18 protein-coding genes are annotated in these 18860 nt (G+C 74.7%); 9 read left to right on the top strand and 9 right to left on the bottom strand.

Features of this window, described 5'->3' with window-relative positions; all coding sequences use genetic code 11:
* Positions 1-10 precede the first annotated feature (10 nt).
* The 7 genes from ACI79S_RS19655 to ACI79S_RS19625 form a co-directional block, all read right to left on the bottom strand.
* Positions 11-667 carry an energy-coupling factor transporter transmembrane component T family protein gene (locus tag ACI79S_RS19655; protein ID WP_456595131.1) on the bottom strand — a complete coding sequence of 219 codons (657 nt, stop codon included), beginning with the start codon at positions 665-667 and terminating at the stop codon, positions 11-13.
* Positions 664-1398 (bottom strand): energy-coupling factor ABC transporter ATP-binding protein, encoded by a 735-nt coding sequence (locus ACI79S_RS19650; protein WP_456595130.1) that lies wholly within the window; start codon positions 1396-1398, stop codon positions 664-666. Before ACI79S_RS19650 ends, ACI79S_RS19655 begins: the two co-directional genes overlap by 4 nt.
* Positions 1395-1958, bottom strand: a complete 564-nt coding sequence (locus ACI79S_RS19645) for a biotin transporter BioY (protein ID WP_456595129.1) — start codon at positions 1956-1958, stop codon at positions 1395-1397. Before ACI79S_RS19645 ends, ACI79S_RS19650 begins: the two co-directional genes overlap by 4 nt.
* 103 nt (positions 1959-2061) lie before the next feature.
* The gene (locus ACI79S_RS19640; protein WP_456595128.1) at positions 2062-3648 is read right to left on the bottom strand and encodes a glycoside hydrolase family 13 protein; all 1587 of its coding nucleotides are present in this window, start codon (positions 3646-3648) and stop codon (positions 2062-2064) included.
* A gap of 76 nt (positions 3649-3724) precedes the next feature.
* Positions 3725-4144: a globin gene (locus ACI79S_RS19635; protein WP_456595127.1), complete on the bottom strand. Its 420-nt coding sequence runs from the start codon at positions 4142-4144 to the stop codon at positions 3725-3727.
* Positions 4141-5472 carry an MFS transporter gene (locus ACI79S_RS19630; RefSeq protein WP_456595126.1) on the bottom strand — a complete coding sequence of 444 codons (1332 nt, stop codon included), beginning with the start codon at positions 5470-5472 and terminating at the stop codon, positions 4141-4143. The genes ACI79S_RS19635 and ACI79S_RS19630 overlap by 4 nt, the downstream gene beginning before the upstream one ends.
* A gap of 146 nt (positions 5473-5618) precedes the next feature.
* A complete protein-coding gene (locus tag ACI79S_RS19625; RefSeq protein ID WP_456595125.1) occupies positions 5619-7688 on the bottom strand; it encodes a prolyl oligopeptidase family serine peptidase in 2070 nt (689 codons plus the stop codon).
* A 140-nt stretch (positions 7689-7828) separates the two neighbouring features.
* On the opposite strand from ACI79S_RS19625, the gene ACI79S_RS19620 reads away from it, so the two are divergent.
* The 5 genes from ACI79S_RS19620 to ACI79S_RS19600 are packed head-to-tail and all read left to right on the top strand — an operon-like array spanning position 7829 to position 11679.
* Entirely contained in the window at positions 7829-8434 is a 606-nt protein-coding gene (locus ACI79S_RS19620; RefSeq protein WP_456595124.1) for an HNH endonuclease, read from the top strand.
* Positions 8431-9288 (top strand): SCO6745 family protein, encoded by an 858-nt coding sequence (locus ACI79S_RS19615; protein WP_456595123.1) that lies wholly within the window; start codon positions 8431-8433, stop codon positions 9286-9288. The genes ACI79S_RS19620 and ACI79S_RS19615 overlap by 4 nt, the downstream gene beginning before the upstream one ends.
* A gap of 11 nt (positions 9289-9299) precedes the next feature.
* Positions 9300-10754, top strand: a complete 1455-nt coding sequence (locus tag ACI79S_RS19610) for an amidase (protein WP_456595122.1) — start codon at positions 9300-9302, stop codon at positions 10752-10754.
* Between the two features lie 10 nt (positions 10755-10764).
* Entirely contained in the window at positions 10765-11166 is a 402-nt protein-coding gene (ctaJ, locus tag ACI79S_RS19605; protein WP_456595121.1) for an aa3-type cytochrome oxidase subunit CtaJ, read from the top strand.
* A 54-nt stretch (positions 11167-11220) separates the two neighbouring features.
* On the top strand, positions 11221-11679 hold the full coding sequence (locus ACI79S_RS19600; RefSeq protein ID WP_456595120.1) for a DUF5130 family protein: 459 nt from the start codon (positions 11221-11223) through the stop codon (positions 11677-11679).
* A 63-nt stretch (positions 11680-11742) separates the two neighbouring features.
* Here the strand turns inward: ACI79S_RS19600 and pepN are convergent, their stop codons facing one another.
* Positions 11743-14292, bottom strand: a complete 2550-nt coding sequence (gene pepN / locus ACI79S_RS19595; protein WP_456595119.1) for an aminopeptidase N — start codon at positions 14290-14292, stop codon at positions 11743-11745.
* 150 nt (positions 14293-14442) lie between these two features.
* Here pepN and ACI79S_RS19590 point away from each other — a divergent pair, with 150 nt between their 5' ends.
* Positions 14443-15105, top strand: coding sequence for a mycothiol-dependent nitroreductase Rv2466c family protein (locus ACI79S_RS19590; protein WP_456595118.1), 663 nt, complete (start codon positions 14443-14445; stop codon positions 15103-15105).
* Between the two features lie 79 nt (positions 15106-15184).
* Positions 15185-15946 carry an SDR family oxidoreductase gene (locus tag ACI79S_RS19585; RefSeq protein ID WP_456595117.1) on the top strand — a complete coding sequence of 254 codons (762 nt, stop codon included), beginning with the start codon at positions 15185-15187 and terminating at the stop codon, positions 15944-15946.
* A 60-nt stretch (positions 15947-16006) separates the two neighbouring features.
* On the opposite strand, the gene ACI79S_RS19580 is transcribed toward ACI79S_RS19585, so the two are convergent.
* Positions 16007-16678 carry a DUF429 domain-containing protein gene (locus ACI79S_RS19580; RefSeq protein ID WP_456595116.1) on the bottom strand — a complete coding sequence of 224 codons (672 nt, stop codon included), beginning with the start codon at positions 16676-16678 and terminating at the stop codon, positions 16007-16009.
* A 26-nt stretch (positions 16679-16704) separates the two neighbouring features.
* Between ACI79S_RS19580 and ACI79S_RS19575 the strand changes: the two genes are divergently transcribed.
* Together ACI79S_RS19575 and argG are read left to right on the top strand one after the other, a co-directional pair.
* A complete protein-coding gene (locus tag ACI79S_RS19575) occupies positions 16705-17196 on the top strand; it encodes a ribose-5-phosphate isomerase (protein ID WP_456595115.1) in 492 nt (163 codons plus the stop codon).
* Between the two features lie 92 nt (positions 17197-17288).
* Positions 17289-18740 (top strand): argininosuccinate synthase, encoded by a 1452-nt coding sequence (argG, locus tag ACI79S_RS19570; RefSeq protein ID WP_456595114.1) that lies wholly within the window; start codon positions 17289-17291, stop codon positions 18738-18740.
* The last annotated feature ends 120 nt before the right edge of the window (positions 18741-18860 follow it).

The raw sequence follows: 18860 nt of genomic DNA, 5'->3' as shown, positions 1-18860 counted from the left end.
TCCACGCCGATCAGGCGGCGGCAGCGGGGGAGCGGCGTCCCCGGGCCGGAGGGACGTCGTCGGCGCCGCGGGCGTCGAGGGCCTCGCTCACGGTGTGCGCCATCTGGAGCAACTGCACCAGCAGCGGGGCCACCGTCGTCCGCACGCCCCGGATCCCGCGCGCCGAGCCACCGCGGGCAGCCTGCGCCTCCCGGATGAGCGCTGCGCGCTCGGCCAGCACCGGGATGAACCGCAGCGCCATCGAGACGACCAGACCGATCCGCGCGGGGCGCACGCCGACCACCCGCAGCGGGGCGCAGAGCCGCTCGATCACGGCCACCATCTCGGTCACCCGCGTCGTCGCCGTCACCACACCGGCGGCCAGCACCAGGGTCAGCAACCGCAGGACGGTGACCGCGGCGGTGGTCGGGTCGCTGAACACGGTGTGGAAGACCAGCAGGCCGACCAGCCACCACAGCACCGTCCGCGCCTGCCGGGCCAGCGCCGCCGCCGGCACCCGCGCGAGCCCGAGGCCGACGGCGAGTACGGCCAGCAGGGCGCCGGCGATCACCGGCACCGTCGGCACGACGAACAGGGCGACGGCGAGGGCCGCCAGCGCCAGCAGCTTCGCGCCCGCGGGCAGCCGGTGCACGGGGCTGGGGCGGGGCACGTACAGGGCGAGGGTCATCGGTGCTCCATCAGCGCCCGGTAGGCCGCGACCGCCACCCGCGGGGCGGCGTCCTCCACGATCCGGCCGCCGTCGACGACGAGCACCCGGTCGAAGCCGTCGAGCAGGTCGAGCTGGTGGGTGACCACGACCACCTGCTGCTCCAGCTCGTCGATCACGCGGGCGACGCGCCGGGCGTTGACCAGGTCCAGCAGCGTCGTCGGCTCGTCGAACACGACGCGGGCGGGCCGCATGACCAGCACCCCGGCGATCGCCAACAGCTGCTTCTGCCCGCCGGAGAGCAGGTGCGCGGGGTGGTCGGCATGCCCGGCCAGCCCGTACCGCGCCAGCACCTCGGCGACCCGCGCCGCCCGCTCGGCGGCCGGCACGCCCTGGTTCTCCAGCCCGTAGGCGGCGTCCTCGGCGACGGTGGGGTGGACGATCTGCGCGTCGGGGTCCTGGAAGACGAAGCCCACGCGCCGGCGGACCTCGCGCACGGAGCTGCGGGTGTCCAGGCCGTCGACCAGCACCTGCCCGGACGTCGGCACGACCAGCCCGTTGAGCAACCGGGCGAAGGTGCTCTTCCCCGAGCCGTTGGCGCCGACGACGCCGATCCGCGCCTCGGTCAGGTGCAGGTCGACGTCGCTCAGCACGGGGCGGTCGCCGTAGCGGTGCGAGACGCCCCGCAGCTCGATCCCGCGGGCCGGGTCGGCGACGGCGTCGGCCCGCGACTCCGACCGGCGGAACCTCACCGGCCGGCGAGCGCCCGCTGCGGTCGGTCGATCACCGGATAGCTGCGGCGCACCTGGACGGCGATCGCCGCGGCGATGAACGCCTTGGCCGCGTCGCCGGGCAGGAACGGCAGGGCGCCGGAGACGATCGCCTCGCCCAGCGACAGGTTGCCGACGGCGGCGAGCACCGGCACGCCGATCAGGTAGACGACGACCATGCCGCCGACGATGTTGAACAGCACGCCCCAGGCGACGTTGTAGCGGGCCCAGAACCGCTCGGTCAGCCAGCCGGTGACGAACGCGGCGACCGGCCAGCTGATCAGGTAGCCGGCGGTCGGGCCGGCGAAGACGGCGAGGCCGCCGCTGCCGCTGGCCAGCAGGGGCAGGCCGATCGCGACCAGGACCAGGAACAGCAGCACGGCCAGGAAGCCGCGGCGCGCACCCAGCACGCTGCCGGCGAGCATCACGCCGAGCGTCTGGGCGGTGATCGGGACGGGGCCGATGTTGACGGCAGGGAGGGTGCCCAGCACGGCGATGATGGCCGCGAAGAGGGCGATGTAGGCCAGGTCCCGGGTCTTCATGCTCAGCTCCTGCTCGCGCCGGTGGACAGGCGCCGCCGGCCCGGCGTCACCTGCGGCAAGGTACCCGAGCGCCGAGGGGCGCCCGGGCACCGGCCCGGTCGGCTCAGGCCTGCAGCCACACCGCGGCGTCGTCGGGCAGCTTGCCGTCGTCGACCGGAACGCTGCTGAGCAGCACGTGCCCCTCGGGCAGCGGCACCGGGGCGCCCGACAGGTTGAGCAGGCAGGCCAGCCCGCCAGGACGGCGGAGGGCGACACAACCGTCGGGTGCCTGTAGCCACTGCACGCTCTCCCCGGCGAAGAGGGGCGAGGAGGCGCGCAACGCGAGCGCGGTTCGGTACAGCGACAGCATCGAACCGTCGTCGGCGCGCTGCGCCTCGGCCGTCAGGGAGGCCCAGCCGTCGGGCATGGGCAGCCAGGTGTCAGCGCCGGAGGAGAAGCCGTAGGACGGCTCGGTGCCCGACCACGGCACCGGGATGCGGCACGCGTCGCGCCCGCGCTCGGTGCCACCCGAGCGGAACCACATGGGGTCCTGCAGCACCTCGTCGGGCAGGTCGACGTCGGGCATGCCGAGCTCGTCGCCGTTGTACAGGTAGGCCGCCCCCGGCAGCGCCAGCTGCAGCAGCGCGGCCGCGCGGGCCCGCCGGGTGCCGAGCTCCCCGCCGCCGTACCGGGTCACGTGCCGCGGGCGGTCGTGGTTGGACAGCACCCAGCACGCGGGCGCCGGCGTGCCCTCGACCGCGGCGAGGGAGTGGGTGATCGCGTCGCGCAGCCCGTCCGGGGTCCACTCGGCGGTGAGCAGCTTGAAGTTGAAGGCGAGCTGGAGCTCGTCCTCGCGCAGGTACTGGGCCAGCCGGTCGTCGTCGGAGACCCACACCTCGCCGACCGCCATGGTGCCCGGGTACTGGTCGAGCACCGCCCGGATGCGGCGGTGCACCACGTGCACGCCGTCCTGGTCGAACCGGTGGTCGCCGGGCCCGTGGTCGTCGAGCAGCCCGGTGTCGTCCATCGGGACCATGTCGGGCAGCCCGTCCGGCTTGGCCATGCCGTGGGCGACGTCGATCCGGAAGCCGTCCACCCCGCGGTCGAGCCAGAAGCGCATCGTCTCCTCGAGGTCGGCCACGACCTCGGGGTTCGCGAAGTTCAGGTCCGGCTGCTCGGGGGCGAAGATGTGCAGGTACCACTGCCCGTCGGGCACCCGGGTCCACGCCGGGCCACCGAACACCGACGGCCAGTTGTTCGGCGGCTCGCTGCCGTCGGGCCCGCGCCCGTCGCGGAACAGGTAGCGCGCCCGCTCAGGGGATCCGGGGCCGGCGGCCAGCGCCGCCTGGAACCACTCGCGCTCGTGGGAGCTGTGGTTGGGCACCAGGTCGATGGTGACCCGCAGCCCCAGGCGGTGGGCCTCGCCGAGCATCGCGTCGAACTCCGGCAGGTCCCCGAAGACGGGCTCGACGTCCCGCGGGTGGGCGACGTCGTAGCCGTGGTCGGCCATCGGCGAGGGGAAGAAGGGCGTGATCCACAGGGCGTCGACGCCCAGGTCCCGCAGGTACGGCAGGCGCGACCGCAGGCCGGCCAGGTCACCCACGCCGTCGCCGTTCCCGTCGGCGAAGCTGCGGATGTAGACCTGGTAGAAGACCGCGTCGCGCCACCAGTCGGCGCCGGACGTGCGGAAGGGGAACGGGTCCGGGCTCACCGGGCTCCTCGGTGTCGGTACGTGCAGTGTCGGTGCGCGCTCGCGTCCCCGGGAAGGGACCGGCGCGTGCCGGGGCTCAGCCCTCGGCGTCGGCGGGGAAGCGGTTCTGCATGCTGCGGGCCGCCATCTCCAGGTAACCCCACAGCGTCGCGTCCTGCTCGGGCGGGAGCCCGAGGGAGTCGACGGCGTCGCGCATGTGGGTGAGCCAGGCGTCCCGCTCGACCGGGCCGATGGCGAAGGGCGCGTGCCGCATCCGCAGCCGCGGGTGCCCGCGCTGCTCGGAGTACGTCGTCGGCCCACCCCAGTACTGCTCGAGGAAGCCGCGCAGCCGCGCCTCGGCGCCCTCCCAGTCGTCCTGGGGGTACATCGGCTGCAGCACGGGGTCGGTGCGGACGGCGGCGTAGAAGCGCTGCACCAGCCGGCGGAAGGTGTCCTCGCCCCCGACCTCGTCGTAGAACGTCCGTGCCGACGGCAGGGACCGCCTCGACTCGCTCATGCCCCGGTAGCCCCCTCGGCCTCGACCACGACGTCCGCCCGGTTCCGCGTCCGCCGATAGGCCATCAGCGCCGGGGCGACCGCGATCATTCCGAGGGCGCCGGAGAGGGCCACCACGACAGCCGGGCTGAGCCCCTCGGCGGCCAGGCCGGCGGCGAGCGCACCGATGCCCTGCACCCCGGCCAGCCCGCTGGCCGCGACACCGAACGCGCGCCCGCGGTAGGCGCTGGGCACGGCCTGCACGAAGGCCACGTTGAGCGGGATGGACCAGGCGGCGCCGAGCCCCGAGAGGAACAGCATCCCGACCAGGATCCAGAACGGCACCGCCCCCGGGCCGGCCACCGCCGCGACCACGCCACCGACCAGCACCGGGGCGAGCGAGACCAGCACCAGCGGGGCGACGAGCCGTTCCCGCCGCGCCGGCGGCACCAGGCGGGCGATGACCAGCCCGCCGATGGTGACCCCCAGCGGGTTGGCCGCGAGCAGGACGCCGACCGCCGTCGCGCCCTGGCCGAGCGAGTCCACCAGCGGTGCGGCGATCCCCTCGGAGGCGTAGACGAAGCCCGTGGTCACCCAGAGGACGGCGACGATGGCCAGCAGGCGCGGGCTGCGCCGGATGAACCGCAGGCCGTCCGAGGCGTCGCGCCACAGCGAGCCGGGTGCGCCGCCGCCGTCGGTCGCCGGCGCCGGCCGGGGCTGCAGCCGGGCCCACAACCAGATCGCCGAGACGACGAACGTGGCCGCGTCGATCAGCAGCGCGGCGGAGGGGTTGAGCACCGCCACCAGCGCGCCGCCGGCGAGGAAGCCGGCCACCTGGGCCAGCTGCAGGGTGATCCCGGTGAGCGAGGTGGCGACGGCGTACCGGTCCCCGTCCAGCACGTCGGCCATGAGCGCCGACCGCGCCGACTCGAACGGGGGCGCGCACAGGCCGACCACGAACAGGAGGCCGAGCAGGACCGGCAGCGGCATGCCCGGGATCGCCATCAGGGCCACCAGCCCGGCCCGGGCGGCGTCCGTGGCGATGAGCACCCGGTGGCGGGGCAACCGGTCGGCGAACGCCGACAGCAGCGGCCCGCCGAGCAGCCAGGGCAGGTGGCTGATGGCGAAGGTCAGGGCGGCCAGCAGGGGGGAGGAGGTGCGGTCGTAGACCAGCACGGTCAGCGCCACCCGGGCCAGCTCGTCGCCGGCCGCGGAGAGCAGGTAGGTGCCGAACAGCGGCCGGAACTCGCGGACGGCGAAGACCTCGCGGAACGTGGCCTGCCGGACGGTGGCGCGGTCGCCGGGGGCGTCCGGCGCGTCGGCGCTCAGCGGGGCCCCGTTCCCGCGCACCGCGAGCCGCCGCGGTCGGCGGCGTCCGGCTCGGCGTCTGCGCCGAGCACGGTCGGTGATCCGGTCATTACCGGAATCATTTCAGGCGCAAGGCGTGCAGTCAGCATCGTCGACTGCGCGTGTCCTTGCCGTTACCGATCGCCTGGTCAGCCCGGAAGTCCCGTGTGCGCCGCCAGGAACGCCAGCTGGTCGGCCGCGAGCCGCACTGTCCGGCTGACCGCGCGGGCACCGTGGCCGACCGAGGTCTCCCGCCGCAGCACGATCGGGGCCTCCGCCGAGGTGGCGTGCTGCAGCGCGGCTGCCAGCTTCCGGCCGTGCAGCGGGTCGACGCGGGTGTCGGACTCGAACGTCGTGACGAGCACCGCCGGGTACGCCGTCCCCTCGCGCACCGCGTGGTAGGGCGAGTAACCCAGCAGCCAGCCGAGCTCCACCGGGTCCTCGGCGGTGCCGTACTCGTCGTTCCAGGTGCGACCGAGGCCGAAGCGCTCGTACCGCACCATGTCCAGCAGGGGAGCGCTGCAGACGACGGCGGCGGCGAGCTCGGGCCGCTGGGTCAGCGTGGCGCCGACCAGCAGGCCGCCGTTCGACCCGCCCATGACCGCCAGCTGTGCGTGCGTCGTCCATCCCTGCGCCACCAGGTGCTCGGCGGCGGCGGCGAAGTCGTCGAAGACGTTCTGCTTGCGCTCCCGCATCCCGGCGCGGTGCCACTCCTCGCCGTGCTCCGAGCCGCCGCGCAGGTTCGCCACCACCCAGACGCCGCCCGCGGCGACCCAGGCGAGGGCCTGCGCCGTGTAGGCCGGGGTGAGGGAGACGTTGAACCCGCCGTAGCCGTAGAGCACCGCGGGGCGGGGACGGTCGGGTGCACCGGTGCCGGAGAGCACGAACAGGTGCACGGGCGTGCCGTCCTGCGACCGCGCGTGCGTCTCCACGACGGTCAGCGGCGGCACGCCGCCGGCGACGTCCGCCTGCTCCCAGGCCTCGAGCCCGCCGGGGGCGGTCGCGTCCCAGCGCAGCACCGACGGCGGCGTCGCGTAGTCGGTGTAGCCGACCCACGCGGTGGTGCCGCCCTCGGGCGGGGCGCTCAGCCCCGAGATGCTGCCGGGGCCCGGGGGTGTCACCTCGGTGATCCGGCCGTTGCCGTCCCCCGCCCAGAGCGAGAGCCGGTCGGTGGCGTCGACGGCGTGCACCGCCAGCACCTGCAGGCCGCCGTCCGGCGCGTCGACGAGCGCGACGTCGGAGAGCACCGCGCCCTCCTGCTGCGGGACGACGTCGGTCCACGCCGCCGGCGCCCAGGTGGCCGGGTCGGCGGGGTCGGCGACCGCGAGCCGCCAGCGCGGGGCGTCGCGGTCGGAGAGGAGGTACAGCCGGCCGTCCCGCGCGACCCACGCGGCGAGCTGGGCGTCGACGCCGCGCTGCAGCTCGCGCAGGTCACCGGCCCCGCCCAGGTCGGCCAGCCAGACGTCGTCGCGCGGGGCGGTGCCCGCCGACGCCGAGACGACCAGCCAGCGCCCGTCCGCGCTGGTGCGGACGCCGTAGTAGTTGGTGGGGTCCAGGCCCTCGCCGTGCACGAGCAGGTCGCCGGACGGGTCGGCGCCGACGCGGTGGCGCCACACCCGGCGGTGGTACTGCTCCTCGCCCGCCGGCACCTGGTCCGGCGCGAGCCGGCGGACGTAGAACAGCTCCTCGCCACCGGGCAGCCAGCCGACGGGGGAGTAGCGGCACCGGTCGATCGGGCCGTCCAGCAGCTCACCGGTGGTCACGTCCAGCACGTACAGCTGCGATTCCTCGTCGCCGCCGGTGGAGAGCTGGTAGGCCAGCCGGTCGCCCTCCCACGAGGGCGACCAGGCGTCGAGCGTCGTCGTCCCCTCCGGGTCGAGCTCCATCGGGTCGACGAGCACCCGCACGGTGCCGTCGGCCTCCCGCACCCGCAGCACGGCGTGCTCCTGGCCGGGGTCGCGGCGGGTCGAGAAGGCCCGCCCGCCGCGCCACACGGGCAGGCCGACCGCGCCCGCCCGCACCAGCTCGCCGAGCCGCGCGGCGAACCGGTCACGGGCCGGGAGCGCGCCCAGCACCTCGGCGGCCAGCCCGTCCTGCGCCACGGACCACTCCCGTGTGCGCGGGTCGGCGGGGTCCTCGAGCCACCGGTAGGGGTCGGCGACGCGGTGGCCGTGCAGCTCCTCGACCAGGTCCAGGCGCGGGGCCTCCGGGTAACGCATGGCCGGAACGCTAGCGGCGGGCACCGACATCCGCCGCGCCTCGGGGAATTCCAGAGCGCCGAGCGGCGGTCCTCGGGTCAGAATGGGGCTGCCCGCGGGTCGCGCAGCACCCGGCGGTCCGGGGCGTCCGGAGGTGATCCGTGCCGCGTTCCGCGCCCGGGTCGACGTCGGCGGGTCACCCAGGCCCGCGTCGCGACCCCGTCCCGCCGCTCGTCCCCCTGCCCGCGCCCGCCACCACGGGGGCCAGCCTGCTGCTGAACGCGACCTACGAGCCGCTGTGCGTCGTCTCCAGCCGGCGGGCGATCGTGCTGGTCCTCACCGAGAAGGCCGAGCCGGTCGACGTCACCGCCGACGTCGTCCACGCCGAGACGCTGAGCCTGGCCGTCCCCGTGGTCGTGCGGCTGACCCGCTACGTCCGGGTGCCCTACCCGGCGTCGGTGCCGCTGTCCCGCCGGGCGGTGTTCACCCGTGACGGGCAGACCTGCGTGTACTGCGGCGGCTCGGCCACCAGCATCGACCACGTGGTGCCGCGCAGCCGCGGCGGCACGCACACCTGGGACAACGTGGTGGCCGCCTGCCGCCGGTGCAACCACACCAAGGCCGACCGCTCGCTTGCCGAGCTCGGCTGGAAGCTGCCGCGCCCGCCCAGCACGCCCAGCGGCGCGGCGTGGCGGTTGCTCGGGCACCGCACCGTCGACCCCCGGTGGCGCGAGTGGCTGGGAGTGCCGGAGAGCGTCAGCGCGTGAACCACGCACGCCGGCTGTGGGCGCTCGCCGAGCCGTTCCACGCGCTCACCTACTTCGCCGCGGAGTCGCGGGCCGCGGCGGCCGAGGTCGGCCTGCGCGGGTTCTGGAACGGCTACTTCGCCTTCCGCGCGGCACCCCTGGGCCCGGTCGGCGCGGAGGTGGTGACCGCGACCTTCGTCAACTTCCAGCCGTCCTTCGTCGCCCGCCGGGTCCCGGGCGTGTGGGCGACGGTGAGCCCGGCAGCCGCGCTGGCGGCCCGACTGGGCGGGGTCGACGCTGCCGCCCGCCGGGTACTGGGGGAGGAGTGGGCCGGCTCGTCCCGGGCGACCGAGGCGATGGAGCTGGCTGCCACCGCGGCCGCCGCCGTCGACCTGCCCGGGCGCCCGCTCGCCGCGGCGAACGCCGGGCTGCCCGTCCCCCCGGAGCCGCACCTGGTGCTCTGGCAGGCGCTCACCACGCTGCGGGAGCACCGCGGCGACGGGCACACCGCCGCGCTCGTGCAGCGGGGGATCGACGGGCTCCAGGCGCACGTGCTGGCCGCCGCGGCGGGGCGCTCGGACCGGGCGTGGCTGCAGAAGGCGCGCGGCTGGGACGACGCGGCGTGGGAGGAGGCGGCCGCGGCGCTGGCCGAGCGCGGCTGGCTGGCCGGTGCCGCGCTCACCGGGGAGGGCCGGGCGGTGGTCGCCGGCATCGAGGCCGACACCGACCGGTTGGCGGCCGGCCCGTGGCGAGTGCTCGGGGACGCCGGCTGCGCCCGGCTGGCCGAGCTGCTGGAGCCGGTCCGCCGCGCCGTCGTCGCGGCCGGGGACTGGCCGGCCGGCAACCCGATCGGCGTCCCCGAACCGGGGGACTAGCGTCCCGGAGCGTGACCCAGCTGCACGACCTGACCGCCCTCGAGCAGGCCGCCGCCGTCCGCGCGAAGGAGGTGAGCCCCACCGAGCTGGTGGCGCACGCGCTGTCGCGGATCGACGCCCACGACGCCGGCCTGGGCGCCTTCGTCACCGTCACGCCGGAGCGGGCCCACGCGGCGGCGGTCGCGGCCGAGGCCCGGTTGCGGGAGGGGGGTGACCTGCCTCCGCTGCTGGGTGTGCCCACCGCGATCAAGGACCTGAACAACACCGCGGGTGTCCGGACGACGTTCGGCTCGGCGGCGCTCGCCGACTTCGTGCCCGCCGTCGACGACGCCGTGGTCACCCGGCTCGCCGCCGCGGGCACGATCAGCGTGGGCAAGACGAACACGCCCGAGTTCGGCTTCCCCTGCTACACCGACAACGACCTGGTCGGCCCGGCCCGCTGCCCGTGGGACACCACCCGGCTCGCCGGCGGCTCCAGCGGGGGAGCCGCCGTCGCCGTCGCCGCCGGGTTCGTGCCCTTCGCGCAGGGCAGCGACGGTGGCGGCTCGATCCGCATCCCGGCCAGCATCAACGGCCTGGTCGGCATCAAACCGACCCGCGGCCGGATCAGCAACGCGCCCTACGGCAGCGAGGTGACCGGGCTGGGCACCAGCGGTCCGCTGGCCCGCACGGTGCGCGATGCGGCGGCGATGCTCGACGCGATGGCCGGGCCCGAGATCGGCGACCCGTTCTGGGCCCCGCCGTTGCCGGCCGGTGAGACCTTCCTCGGCTGGGCCGACCGGGAGCCGGGCCGGCTGCGCATCGGGCGGTACGCCGAGTCGGCGATGCCCGGGGTGGAGCTGGAACCGGACGTGGCCGGGGCCTTCGACGACGCCGCACGGTTGCTGGAGGACCTGGGCCACGTCGTCGAGGACGTGCCGACCGGCCTGCTCGAGCCCGCGGTGCTGCCGTCCTTCGAGCGGGTCTGGGCGCTGAGCGCGACCACCCTGCCGGTCCCGCCCGGGCAGGAGGAGCTGCTGCAGCCCCTGACCCGCTGGATGCAGGAGCGGGGCCTCGCGCTGTCGGCGCGGGACGCGATGCAGGCGATGTTCGCCCTCCGCGTGTTCTCCCGGCAGTTCCTCCGCGCGACCGCCGGCTACGACGTGCTGCTCGCCCCGGTGCTCACGATGACCCCCCGGCCGATCGGCTGGTTCGGGGAGGACGGCGAGGGCGGGCCGGACTTCGAGCGGCAGAAGCGCTACGCCGCCTTCACGGCGCTGTTCAACGTCACCGGGCAGCCCGCGGTCAGCGTCCCGCTGCACTGGACCGCCGACGACCTGCCGATCGGCACCATGCTCGTGGGCCGCCCCGCCGACGAGGCCACCCTCGTCGCGCTCTCCGCCCAGCTGGAGGCAGCCCGTCCGTGGCACCACCGGCGCCCCGCCGTCTGGGGCCGACAGCCGATGAGGACGACCGCCTCCCGGTAAGTTGTCGGGTGTGACCGTCGCCGAGACCCTCCTCGTCTTCGCCGCCATCCCGCTCGCCATCGTGCTGGTGCTGGCGTTGCTGACCCTGAAGCCCGGCAGCGGCCGGCGTTCCCGGTACAAGCCGGGCCAGCCCTGGAACCACGCGCCCGTCTGGTACGAGCCGCACCCCGCGCACGTCGGTGGCCACGGCCCCGCGCCGGCGCACGGCCCGGCCGCCGTCCCGGGCAGCGGCACCGCCGCCCTGGGGTCGTCGATGTACCCGGAGCAGCCGGGCGAGCGCGCCCTCGACGCGAAGGCCGGGGCGGGCCCCGAGGTGGGCGTCGGCACCGGTGGCGCGCACGCCGCCGGCACGAACCCCGCCCACAGCCCGAAGCCGGCCGGCCCGCTCGGCGGCGCCCGTGGGACCTGGTGACGGACCCCCGGTGACTGTTCCCGACGTTCCGACGACCTGCCCCGGAGGCCGGCGATGACCAGCGTGTTCGAAGTCGATTCCCACGACACCTCCACCGAGGCGACGCTCCCCGCGCGCACCGACGAAGGCTCGCTCGACGAGGTGTTCAGCTTCCGGGAGCTGGCCCGCCTCGACGAGGCGCTCACCATGTCCTCCCGCGAGACGGGGCTGCGCTTCACCCTCTACGTGGGTGAGCTGCGCACGCCGACCCGGGCGCACGCCGAGGAGCTGCACGCCCGCTCGGGCGAGCACCCCTCCGACGCGGTGCTGATCGCCGTGTCCCCGGGGCAGCGCGTCGTGGAGGTGGTCACCGGTGCCGGGGCCGCCCGCCGGCTGCCCGACCGGGCCTGCGCCCTGGCGGTGCTCTCCATGACCAGCGCGTTCGCCAACGGCGACCTGGTCGGCGGCATCGTCAACGGGCTGCGCCAGCTCTCCGACCAGGCCGGGCACCCCTCCGGGCTCCGCCCCCGCTGAACGACGACGGAGGCGCCGCACCCCCGGCGGGATGCGGCGCCTCCGTCGTGAGCGGCCGGCCGGCTACTCGGCGTCGGCGTCCCGCTCGCGGGCGCGCAGCGCCCGGGCGATGCCGTCCCGGCCCTCGAACACCAGCCGGCGCAGCGCCGGCGGCTGCTCGGCGTCGGCGAGCCAGGCATCGGCGGCCGCGATGGTGCGCGGCTCCACCACCGGCGGGAACAGGTACTGCACGGCGTTCTTGGCGATCTCGCCGGGCCGGCGGTCCCACAGCGGCCGGACGTCGGCGAAGTAGCGGTCGACGTAGCCGGCGGTCAGCTCCCGCTGGGCCGGGTGCCAGAAGCCCTGCAGCATCGCCTCGTGGACGGCGTTGGGGATCGACTCGTCGGTGAACGCCCGCCGCCAGGTCTCCTCCTTCGACTCCGCCGTCGGGCGCAACGCCCGCGCCGTCGCCGTGCGCCGGATGCCGGTCGCGGTGGCGTCGCGCTCGGCCTCGGCGTCGATCTCCGCGTCACCGGCCGCGCCGATGGCGACCAGCCCGTGCAGGAACGCCCAGCGCGCGTCGGCGTCGACGACCAGCCCCTCGTAGCTGCGCGAGCCGTCGAGCAGGCCGCGCAGCGCCGCCGCGTGCTCCTCGGTGCGCGCGGCGCTGGCCAGCGTGCGCGACCACAGCAGCTGCTGGTCGCTCCCGGCCGGCGCGGCCTCGAGCGCGGCGAGCGCGTGGTCGGCCAGCTGCGCCCAGCCGGTCGGGGCCCACGCCGGGTCGGCGTAGGAGGACAGGGCGCTCTGCACCCGGGCCAGCAGTGACTGGATGACGCTGCTCTCGGTCTCGGTGCCGATGCCGGCCAGCACCAGCTGCACCCACTCGCGGGCGGGCAGCTCGGCGTCGCGGGTCATGTCCCAGGCCGCCGACCAGCACAGCGCGCGGGGCAGCGGGTCGGGGATCGCGCCGATCCGCCTGCGCAGGGTGGCCAGCGAGCGCTCGTCGAGCCGCAGCTTGGCGTAGGTGAGGTCGTCGTCGTTGACCAGCACCAGGTCGGCCGCCGGGTGGCCGACCAGCTCGGGCACCTCGGTGCGGGCGCCGGCCACGTCCAGCTCCACCCGGTTGCTGCGGGTCAGGCCGTCGGGGCCCTCGCTGTAGAGGCCCACGGCCAGCCGGTGGTTGCGCAGCACCGGGTGCTCGGCGACCGCCGTCTGCTCGATGGTGAAGCTCGTGTAGCGGCCGTCGTCGCTGAGCTCGAACACCGGCCGCAGCGTGTTGACCTGGCTGGTGCGCAGCCACTGGTCGGCCCACTCCGACAGGTCGCGGCCGGAGCTCTCCGACAGCGGCCCCAGCAGGTCGGCGAGCGTGGTGTTGCCGTACTCGTGCCGGCGGAAGTACCGCTGCACGCCGGCGAGGAACTCGTCGCGGCCGACGTAGGCCACCAGCTGCTTGAGCACCGAGGCGCCCTTGGCGTAGGTGATGCCGTCGAAGTTGACCTCGACCGCGGCGACGTCGGGGATGTCGGCGGCGATCGGGTGGGTCGAGGGCAGCTGGTCCTGCGCGTAGGCCCAGGCCTTCTCGGTGTTGGCGAACGTCGTCCACGCCGTCGTGTACTCGGTGGCCTCCGCCTGGCACAGGGTGCTGATGTACGTGGCGAAGGACTCGTTGAGCCACAGGTCGTCCCACCAGCGCATGGTCACCAGGTCGCCGAACCACATGTGGCCGAGCTCGTGCAGGATCGTCTCGGCGCGCCGCTCGTAGCGGGCCCGGCTGACCTTCGACCGGAAGACGTAGTCCTCCAGGAAGGTGACCGCCCCGGCGTTCTCCATCGCCCCGGCGTTGAACTCCGGCACGAACAGCTGGTCGTACTTGTCGAACGGGTACGGGTAGTCGAACACCCGGTGGTAGAAGTCGAAGCCCTGCTTGGTCACCCGGAAGATCTCCTCCGGGTCGAGGTACTGGGCGAGCGACGCTCGGCAGTAGATGCCGAGCGGGATGCCCTCGTGCAGGTCGGTGACCTTGGCGTAGGGACCGGCGACGAGCGCCACCAGGTAGGTGGAGATGCGCTTGGTGGGCGCGAAGTGCGCGAGCTGCGACCCGCCCTCGCCGGCCTCGATCGTGCGGTCGCCGGTGTTGGAGACGACCTGCCAGTCGAAGGGCGCGGTCACGTGCATCGTGAACGTGGCCTTGAGGTCGGGCTGGTCGAAGCAGGTGAACATGCGCTTCGCGTCGGCCGGCTCGAACTGGGTGTAGAGGTAGACCTGCCCGTCCTCGGGGTCGAGGAAGCGGTGCAGGCCCTCGCCGGTGTTGGAGTACCGGCAGTCCGCCGTCACCACCAGCGTGTTCTTCTCGGCGAGGCCGGGCAGCGGCAGCCCGCCCTCCTCGGTGTAGGAGCTCACGTCGAGCTCGGTGCCGTTCAGCGTCGCGGAGTGCACCGTCTCCGCGACCAGGTCGATGAAGGTGTCCGCGCCCGGCCGGCGGCAGGTGAACTCGACGGTGGTCGTCGAGCGGAACGTGCGCTCGCCGGGGTGCCCGGCGCCGTCGGTGACGTCGAGCGAGATGTCGTAGCTCTGGACGGCGAGGAGCTCCGCGCGGGCGGCGGCATCGGTGCGGGTCAGGTTGGGTACGGCCACGCCGGAGAGCTTGTCATGCGGGGACGACGGTGCGCCCGCCGTCTGCCGGCCGGCGGCCCGCGGCAGGGAACAACCACCCCTCGGCGGGACTTGCCTGCCGGGAGACGGCCCGGGCACTCGGCGACCCGGGCGCCGAAGCGAGGAGCAAGGATGACCGAGGCAGTGCAGAGCGCGCCGGTGAAGGCCCGCGTCGACTTCTGGTTCGACCCGCTGTGCCCGTGGGCCTGGCTGACCAGCCGCTGGGTGCTGGAGGCGGCCAAGGTGCGGGACATCGACCTGCACTGGCACGTGATGTCGCTGGCGGTGCTCAACCGCGGGCGCGACCTGCCGCCGGACTACCAGGAGATGATGTCGAAGGCCTGGGGGCCGGTGCGGGTGGCGATGGCCGCCGCGCAGCAGCACGGCGACGAGGTCCTCGGTGACCTCTACACCGCGATGGGGACGCTGCGGCACCACGAGGAGCTCGAGCTCGACGAGCTCATCGCGCCGGCCCTGGAGCGGGTCGGGCTGCCGGCGTCGCTGGCCGAGGCCGCCGGCTCCACCGAGTACGACGAGGCCCTGGAGAAGAGCCACCACGCGGGCATGGACCCGGTCGGCGACGATGTCGGCACGCCGGTCATGCACATCGACGGCGTGGCGTTCTTCGGCCCGGTCATCAGCAAGGTGCCGACCGGTGAGGACGCCGGCAAGGCCTTCGACGGCGCCGTCCTGCTGGCGAACCTGCCCGACTTCTGGGAGCTCAAGCGCACCCGCACCTCGGGCCCGGACATGGACTCCGTGCCGGCCGACGCCCTGGAGCTCACCCGCCGCTGAGGAAGGACCCCGTCCTCCTCGCCCCGCGCAGGCTCGGGGGAGCCTCTGGACGGGGCCGGGGGTGCGGCATGCTGTCGGGATGCCGCACCCCACCCGTCAGCGCATCTTCATCTCCGGTGCCAGCTCCGGCCTCGGCGAGGGCATGGCCCGCCGGTTCGCCGCCATGGGGCGCGACCTCGCCCTGTGCGCCCGCCGGGTCGACCGGCTGGAGGCGCTGCAGGCCGAGCTGCGGGCCGCGCACCCGGGCATCCGGGTCGAGGTCGCCGCGATGGACGTCGACGACGCCGCCTCGGTCCCCACCGTCTTCGCGGAGCTGGCCGAGCGGCTGGGCGGCTTCGACCGCGTGATCGTCAACGCCGGCATCGGCAAGGGCGTGTCCGTGGGCGCCGGCGGCGCGGCGCAGAACCGCGCCGTCCTGCACACCAACGTGCTCGGCTCGCACGCGCAGTGCGAGGTGGCGATGGAGCTGTTCCGCCGCCAGGGCATGGGTCACCTGGTGCTGATCTCCTCGGTCGCCTCCGTGCGCGGCATGCCGGGCAGCCGCACCGCCTACGGGGCCAGCAAGGCGGCGCTCAACTCGCTCGCCGAGGGCATCCGCTCCGACGTGTACGGCTCGCGGATCGTCGTCTCCACGATCCTGCCCGGCTACATCGCCACCGACATCAACGTCGGCCGCCGCGGCCCGCTCACCGTCGGCCTGGACAAGGGCGTCGACGCGCTGACCGCAGCGGTGGAACGGGAGCCGGTCACGGCCTACGTGCCGGGCTGGCCCTGGACGGCGGTCGCGCGGCTGCTGCGCGTGCTGCCGCTGTCAGTGGTCCGGCGGGTCACCGGCTCGTAGGCCTCGTCCGGAGGGTCGCCGCGAGCCTGCGAGCGGTGAGAGAGGGGCGAGGTCCTCCTGTCACCAGCTGATCCGCATCGGCCGGCCCCGGGCGTCCCGGGTGTCGTCGCCCACCGACTCCGCCGTCCCCTCGGCGATCCGCCGGGCCGACCACGCGGCGGCGCAGGCGTCCAGCGCGTCGACCATCGGCACGCGGGCCGGCGCGGATGCCAGCGCGTCCTCCACGTCCATCACCCGGCGCAGCGCCGTCAGCCGCTGCACCGTGCCGCGCGCGGTGGTCTTCGGGTCGGTCACCCGCGGGTCGAGCGCCTTGAACGCGAGCTCCGGGTGCACCTCCACGACCCGCTCGGACGGCGGGTCGCCCAGTGCGTCGTCGAGCGCGCGGATGGCCTTCACCAGCTGGAACGCCTGGGCTGAAGGGGCGCGCGGGGGATCGGTGCAGGCGCGGGAGAGCGCACGCGCCTCGGCGTAGTCGTCGGTGGCCAGCACCGCCCGGACCGGGGCCGGGAACACCGAACTGCCGGCGGACCCCAGGAGTCGCCGGGCCTCGACGTCGCACGTGCGGACGCCGTCGTCCGAGAGGCCGATGGGCATGTCGATCGCGACGACATCCACCCCCGGGACGGCGAGCACGGCTGCCACGTCGTCGAGCGCCAGCAGGGTGGCCGCCCGTCCCTCGAACAGCGCTCCGACCCACCGCCCGCGCCAGCCGTCGACCCCCAGCACCGCCACGGGACGAGCCTGTCAGACTCCCCGGCATGCGCGTCTTCATCGGCACCGACCACGCGGGCCTGGAGTTCAAGGAGCACCTCAAGCGGGCGCTGGCCGAGGCCGGCCACGAGCCGGTCGACTGCGGCGCGTTCGAGTACGACGCGCAGGACGACTACCCGCCGTTCTGCTTCGAGGTGGGGGAGCGGACGGTCGCGGAGCCGGGCAGCCTGGGCGTGGTCATCGGCGGCTCGGGCAACGGCGAGCAGATGGCGGCCAACAAGGTCCCCGGCGTCCGCGCCGCGCTGGTGTGGAACACCGCGACCGCCCAGCTGGCCCGCGAGCACAACGACGCCAACGTCGTCTCCATCGGCGCCCGGCAGCACAGCGACGAGGAGGCCACGGCGCTGGTGCTGGAGTTCCTCGGGACGGGGTTCAGCGGCGACGAGCGGCACGTCCGCCGGATCGGGCTGATCAGCGACTACGAGCGGGACCGGCACCGTCCGGCGGGCGGGCTGCCCACGCGCACCCGGCACCCGTGATGCGGCCGGCCGGGACGGCGACGCCGCCCGGCTGATCCGGTCGCACGAGGGCGGCGCTGAATGACTATGCAACATCGTGCATACTTGTCCTCGTGTCCAAGGTGCTCACCTCCCTGCCCGTCGGCGAACGCGTCGGCATCGCCTTCTCCGGTGGTCTCGACACCTCCGTAGCCGTCGCGTGGATGCGCGACAAGGGCGCCGTCCCCTGCACCTACACCGCCGACATCGGCCAGTACGACGAGCCGGACATCGCCTCGGTCCCGAGCCGGGCCACCGCCTACGGCGCGGAGATCGCCCGCCTGGTCGACGGCAAGGCCGCCCTGGTGGAGGAGGGGCTGGCCGCGCTCACCTGCGGCGCCTTCCACATCCGCTCCGGTGGCCGCAGCTACTTCAACACCACCCCGCTGGGGCGCGCGGTCACCGGCACCCTGCTGGTGCGGGCGATGCTCGAGGACGACGTCCAGATCTGGGGCGACGGCTCGACGTTCAAGGGCAACGACATCGAGCGGTTCTACCGGTACGGCCTGCTCGCCAACCCGGCACTGCGCATCTACAAGCCGTGGCTGGACGCTGACTTCGTGACCGAGCTCGGCGGGCGCACGGAGATGTCACAGTGGCTGGTCGCCCACGGCCTGCCCTACCGCGACAGCGCCGAGAAGGCCTACTCCACGGACGCCAACATCTGGGGCGCCACGCACGAGGCCAAGACCCTCGAGCACCTGGACACCGGCATCGAGACCGTCGAGCCGATCATGGGCGTGCGGTTCTGGGACCCCGCGGTGGAGATCGCGCCCGAGGACGTGACCATCGGTTTCGCCGAGGGCCGGCCGGTGACGATCAACGGCGAGGAGTTCGGCTCCGCCGTCGACCTGGTGCTGGCGGCCAACGCCATCGGCGGGCGGCACGGCCTGGGCATGTCCGACCAGATCGAGAACCGGATCATCGAGGCCAAGAGCCGCGGCATCTACGAGGCGCCGGGCATGGCGCTGCTGCACATCGCCTACGAGCGGCTGGTCAACGCCATCCACAACGAGGACACCCTCGCCACCTACCATTCCGAGGGGCGGCGGCTCGGCCGGCTCATGTACGAGGGCCGCTGGCTGGACCCCCAGGCGCTCATGCTGCGGGAGTCCCTGCAGCGCTGGGTCGGCATGGCGGTCACCGGCGAGGTGACGCTGCGGCTGCGCCGCGGGGAGGACTACTCGATCCTCGACACCACCGGCCCGGCGTTCAGCTACCACCCGGACAAGCTGTCGATGGAGCGCACGCAGGACTCCGCGTTCGGCCCGGTCGACCGCATCGGCCAGCTGACCATGCGCAACCTCGACATCGCCGACTCCCGGGCCAAGCTCGAGCAGTACGCCCGGCTGGGGATGGTCGGGGGCGCGCCCACGCACGCGGCCATCGGAGCGGCTCAGGCGGCGGCGACCGGCCTGATCGACGTCACCGAGGAGGGCGGCGCCGAGACGATCGCCTCCCGTGGTCAGGTGCCGGCCGACGAGGAGCTGCTGGACCGGGCCGCGATGGAGGCCGGCACCGACTGAGTAGCCCTGTGTCAAGCCGCTGCCGCGGCGCCCTGAGTGAGGTATCGGTTGTGGGCGCCGTGGCGGGCTGGGTCGTATGCGCTGTGTTCTTGCCAGCAGCGCCAGATGACGCCGGTCCAG

The sequence above is a fragment of the Blastococcus sp. SYSU DS1024 genome (genome assembly GCF_054050795.1).
The sequence above is the reverse complement of the archived record's forward strand: the minus strand, read 5'-3'. Positions and strand labels throughout refer to the sequence as shown.

Coding starts and splice junctions, on each gene's coding strand:
- ACI79S_RS19655 (WP_456595131.1), bottom strand. CDS start 667: ATGACCCTCGCCCTGTACGTGCCCCGCCCCAGCCCCGTGCACCGGCTG.
- ACI79S_RS19645 (WP_456595129.1), bottom strand. CDS start 1,958: ATGAAGACCCGGGACCTGGCCTACATCGCCCTCTTCGCGGCCATCATC.
- ACI79S_RS19635 (WP_456595127.1), bottom strand. CDS start 4,144: ATGAGCGAGTCGAGGCGGTCCCTGCCGTCGGCACGGACGTTCTACGAC.
- ACI79S_RS19625 (WP_456595125.1), bottom strand. CDS start 7,688: ATGCGTTACCCGGAGGCCCCGCGCCTGGACCTGGTCGAGGAGCTGCAC.
- ACI79S_RS19600 (WP_456595120.1), top strand. CDS start 11,221: ATGACCAGCGTGTTCGAAGTCGATTCCCACGACACCTCCACCGAGGCG.
- ACI79S_RS19590 (WP_456595118.1), top strand. CDS start 14,443: ATGACCGAGGCAGTGCAGAGCGCGCCGGTGAAGGCCCGCGTCGACTTC.
- ACI79S_RS19585 (WP_456595117.1), top strand. CDS start 15,185: ATGCCGCACCCCACCCGTCAGCGCATCTTCATCTCCGGTGCCAGCTCC.
- ACI79S_RS19575 (WP_456595115.1), top strand. CDS start 16,705: ATGCGCGTCTTCATCGGCACCGACCACGCGGGCCTGGAGTTCAAGGAG.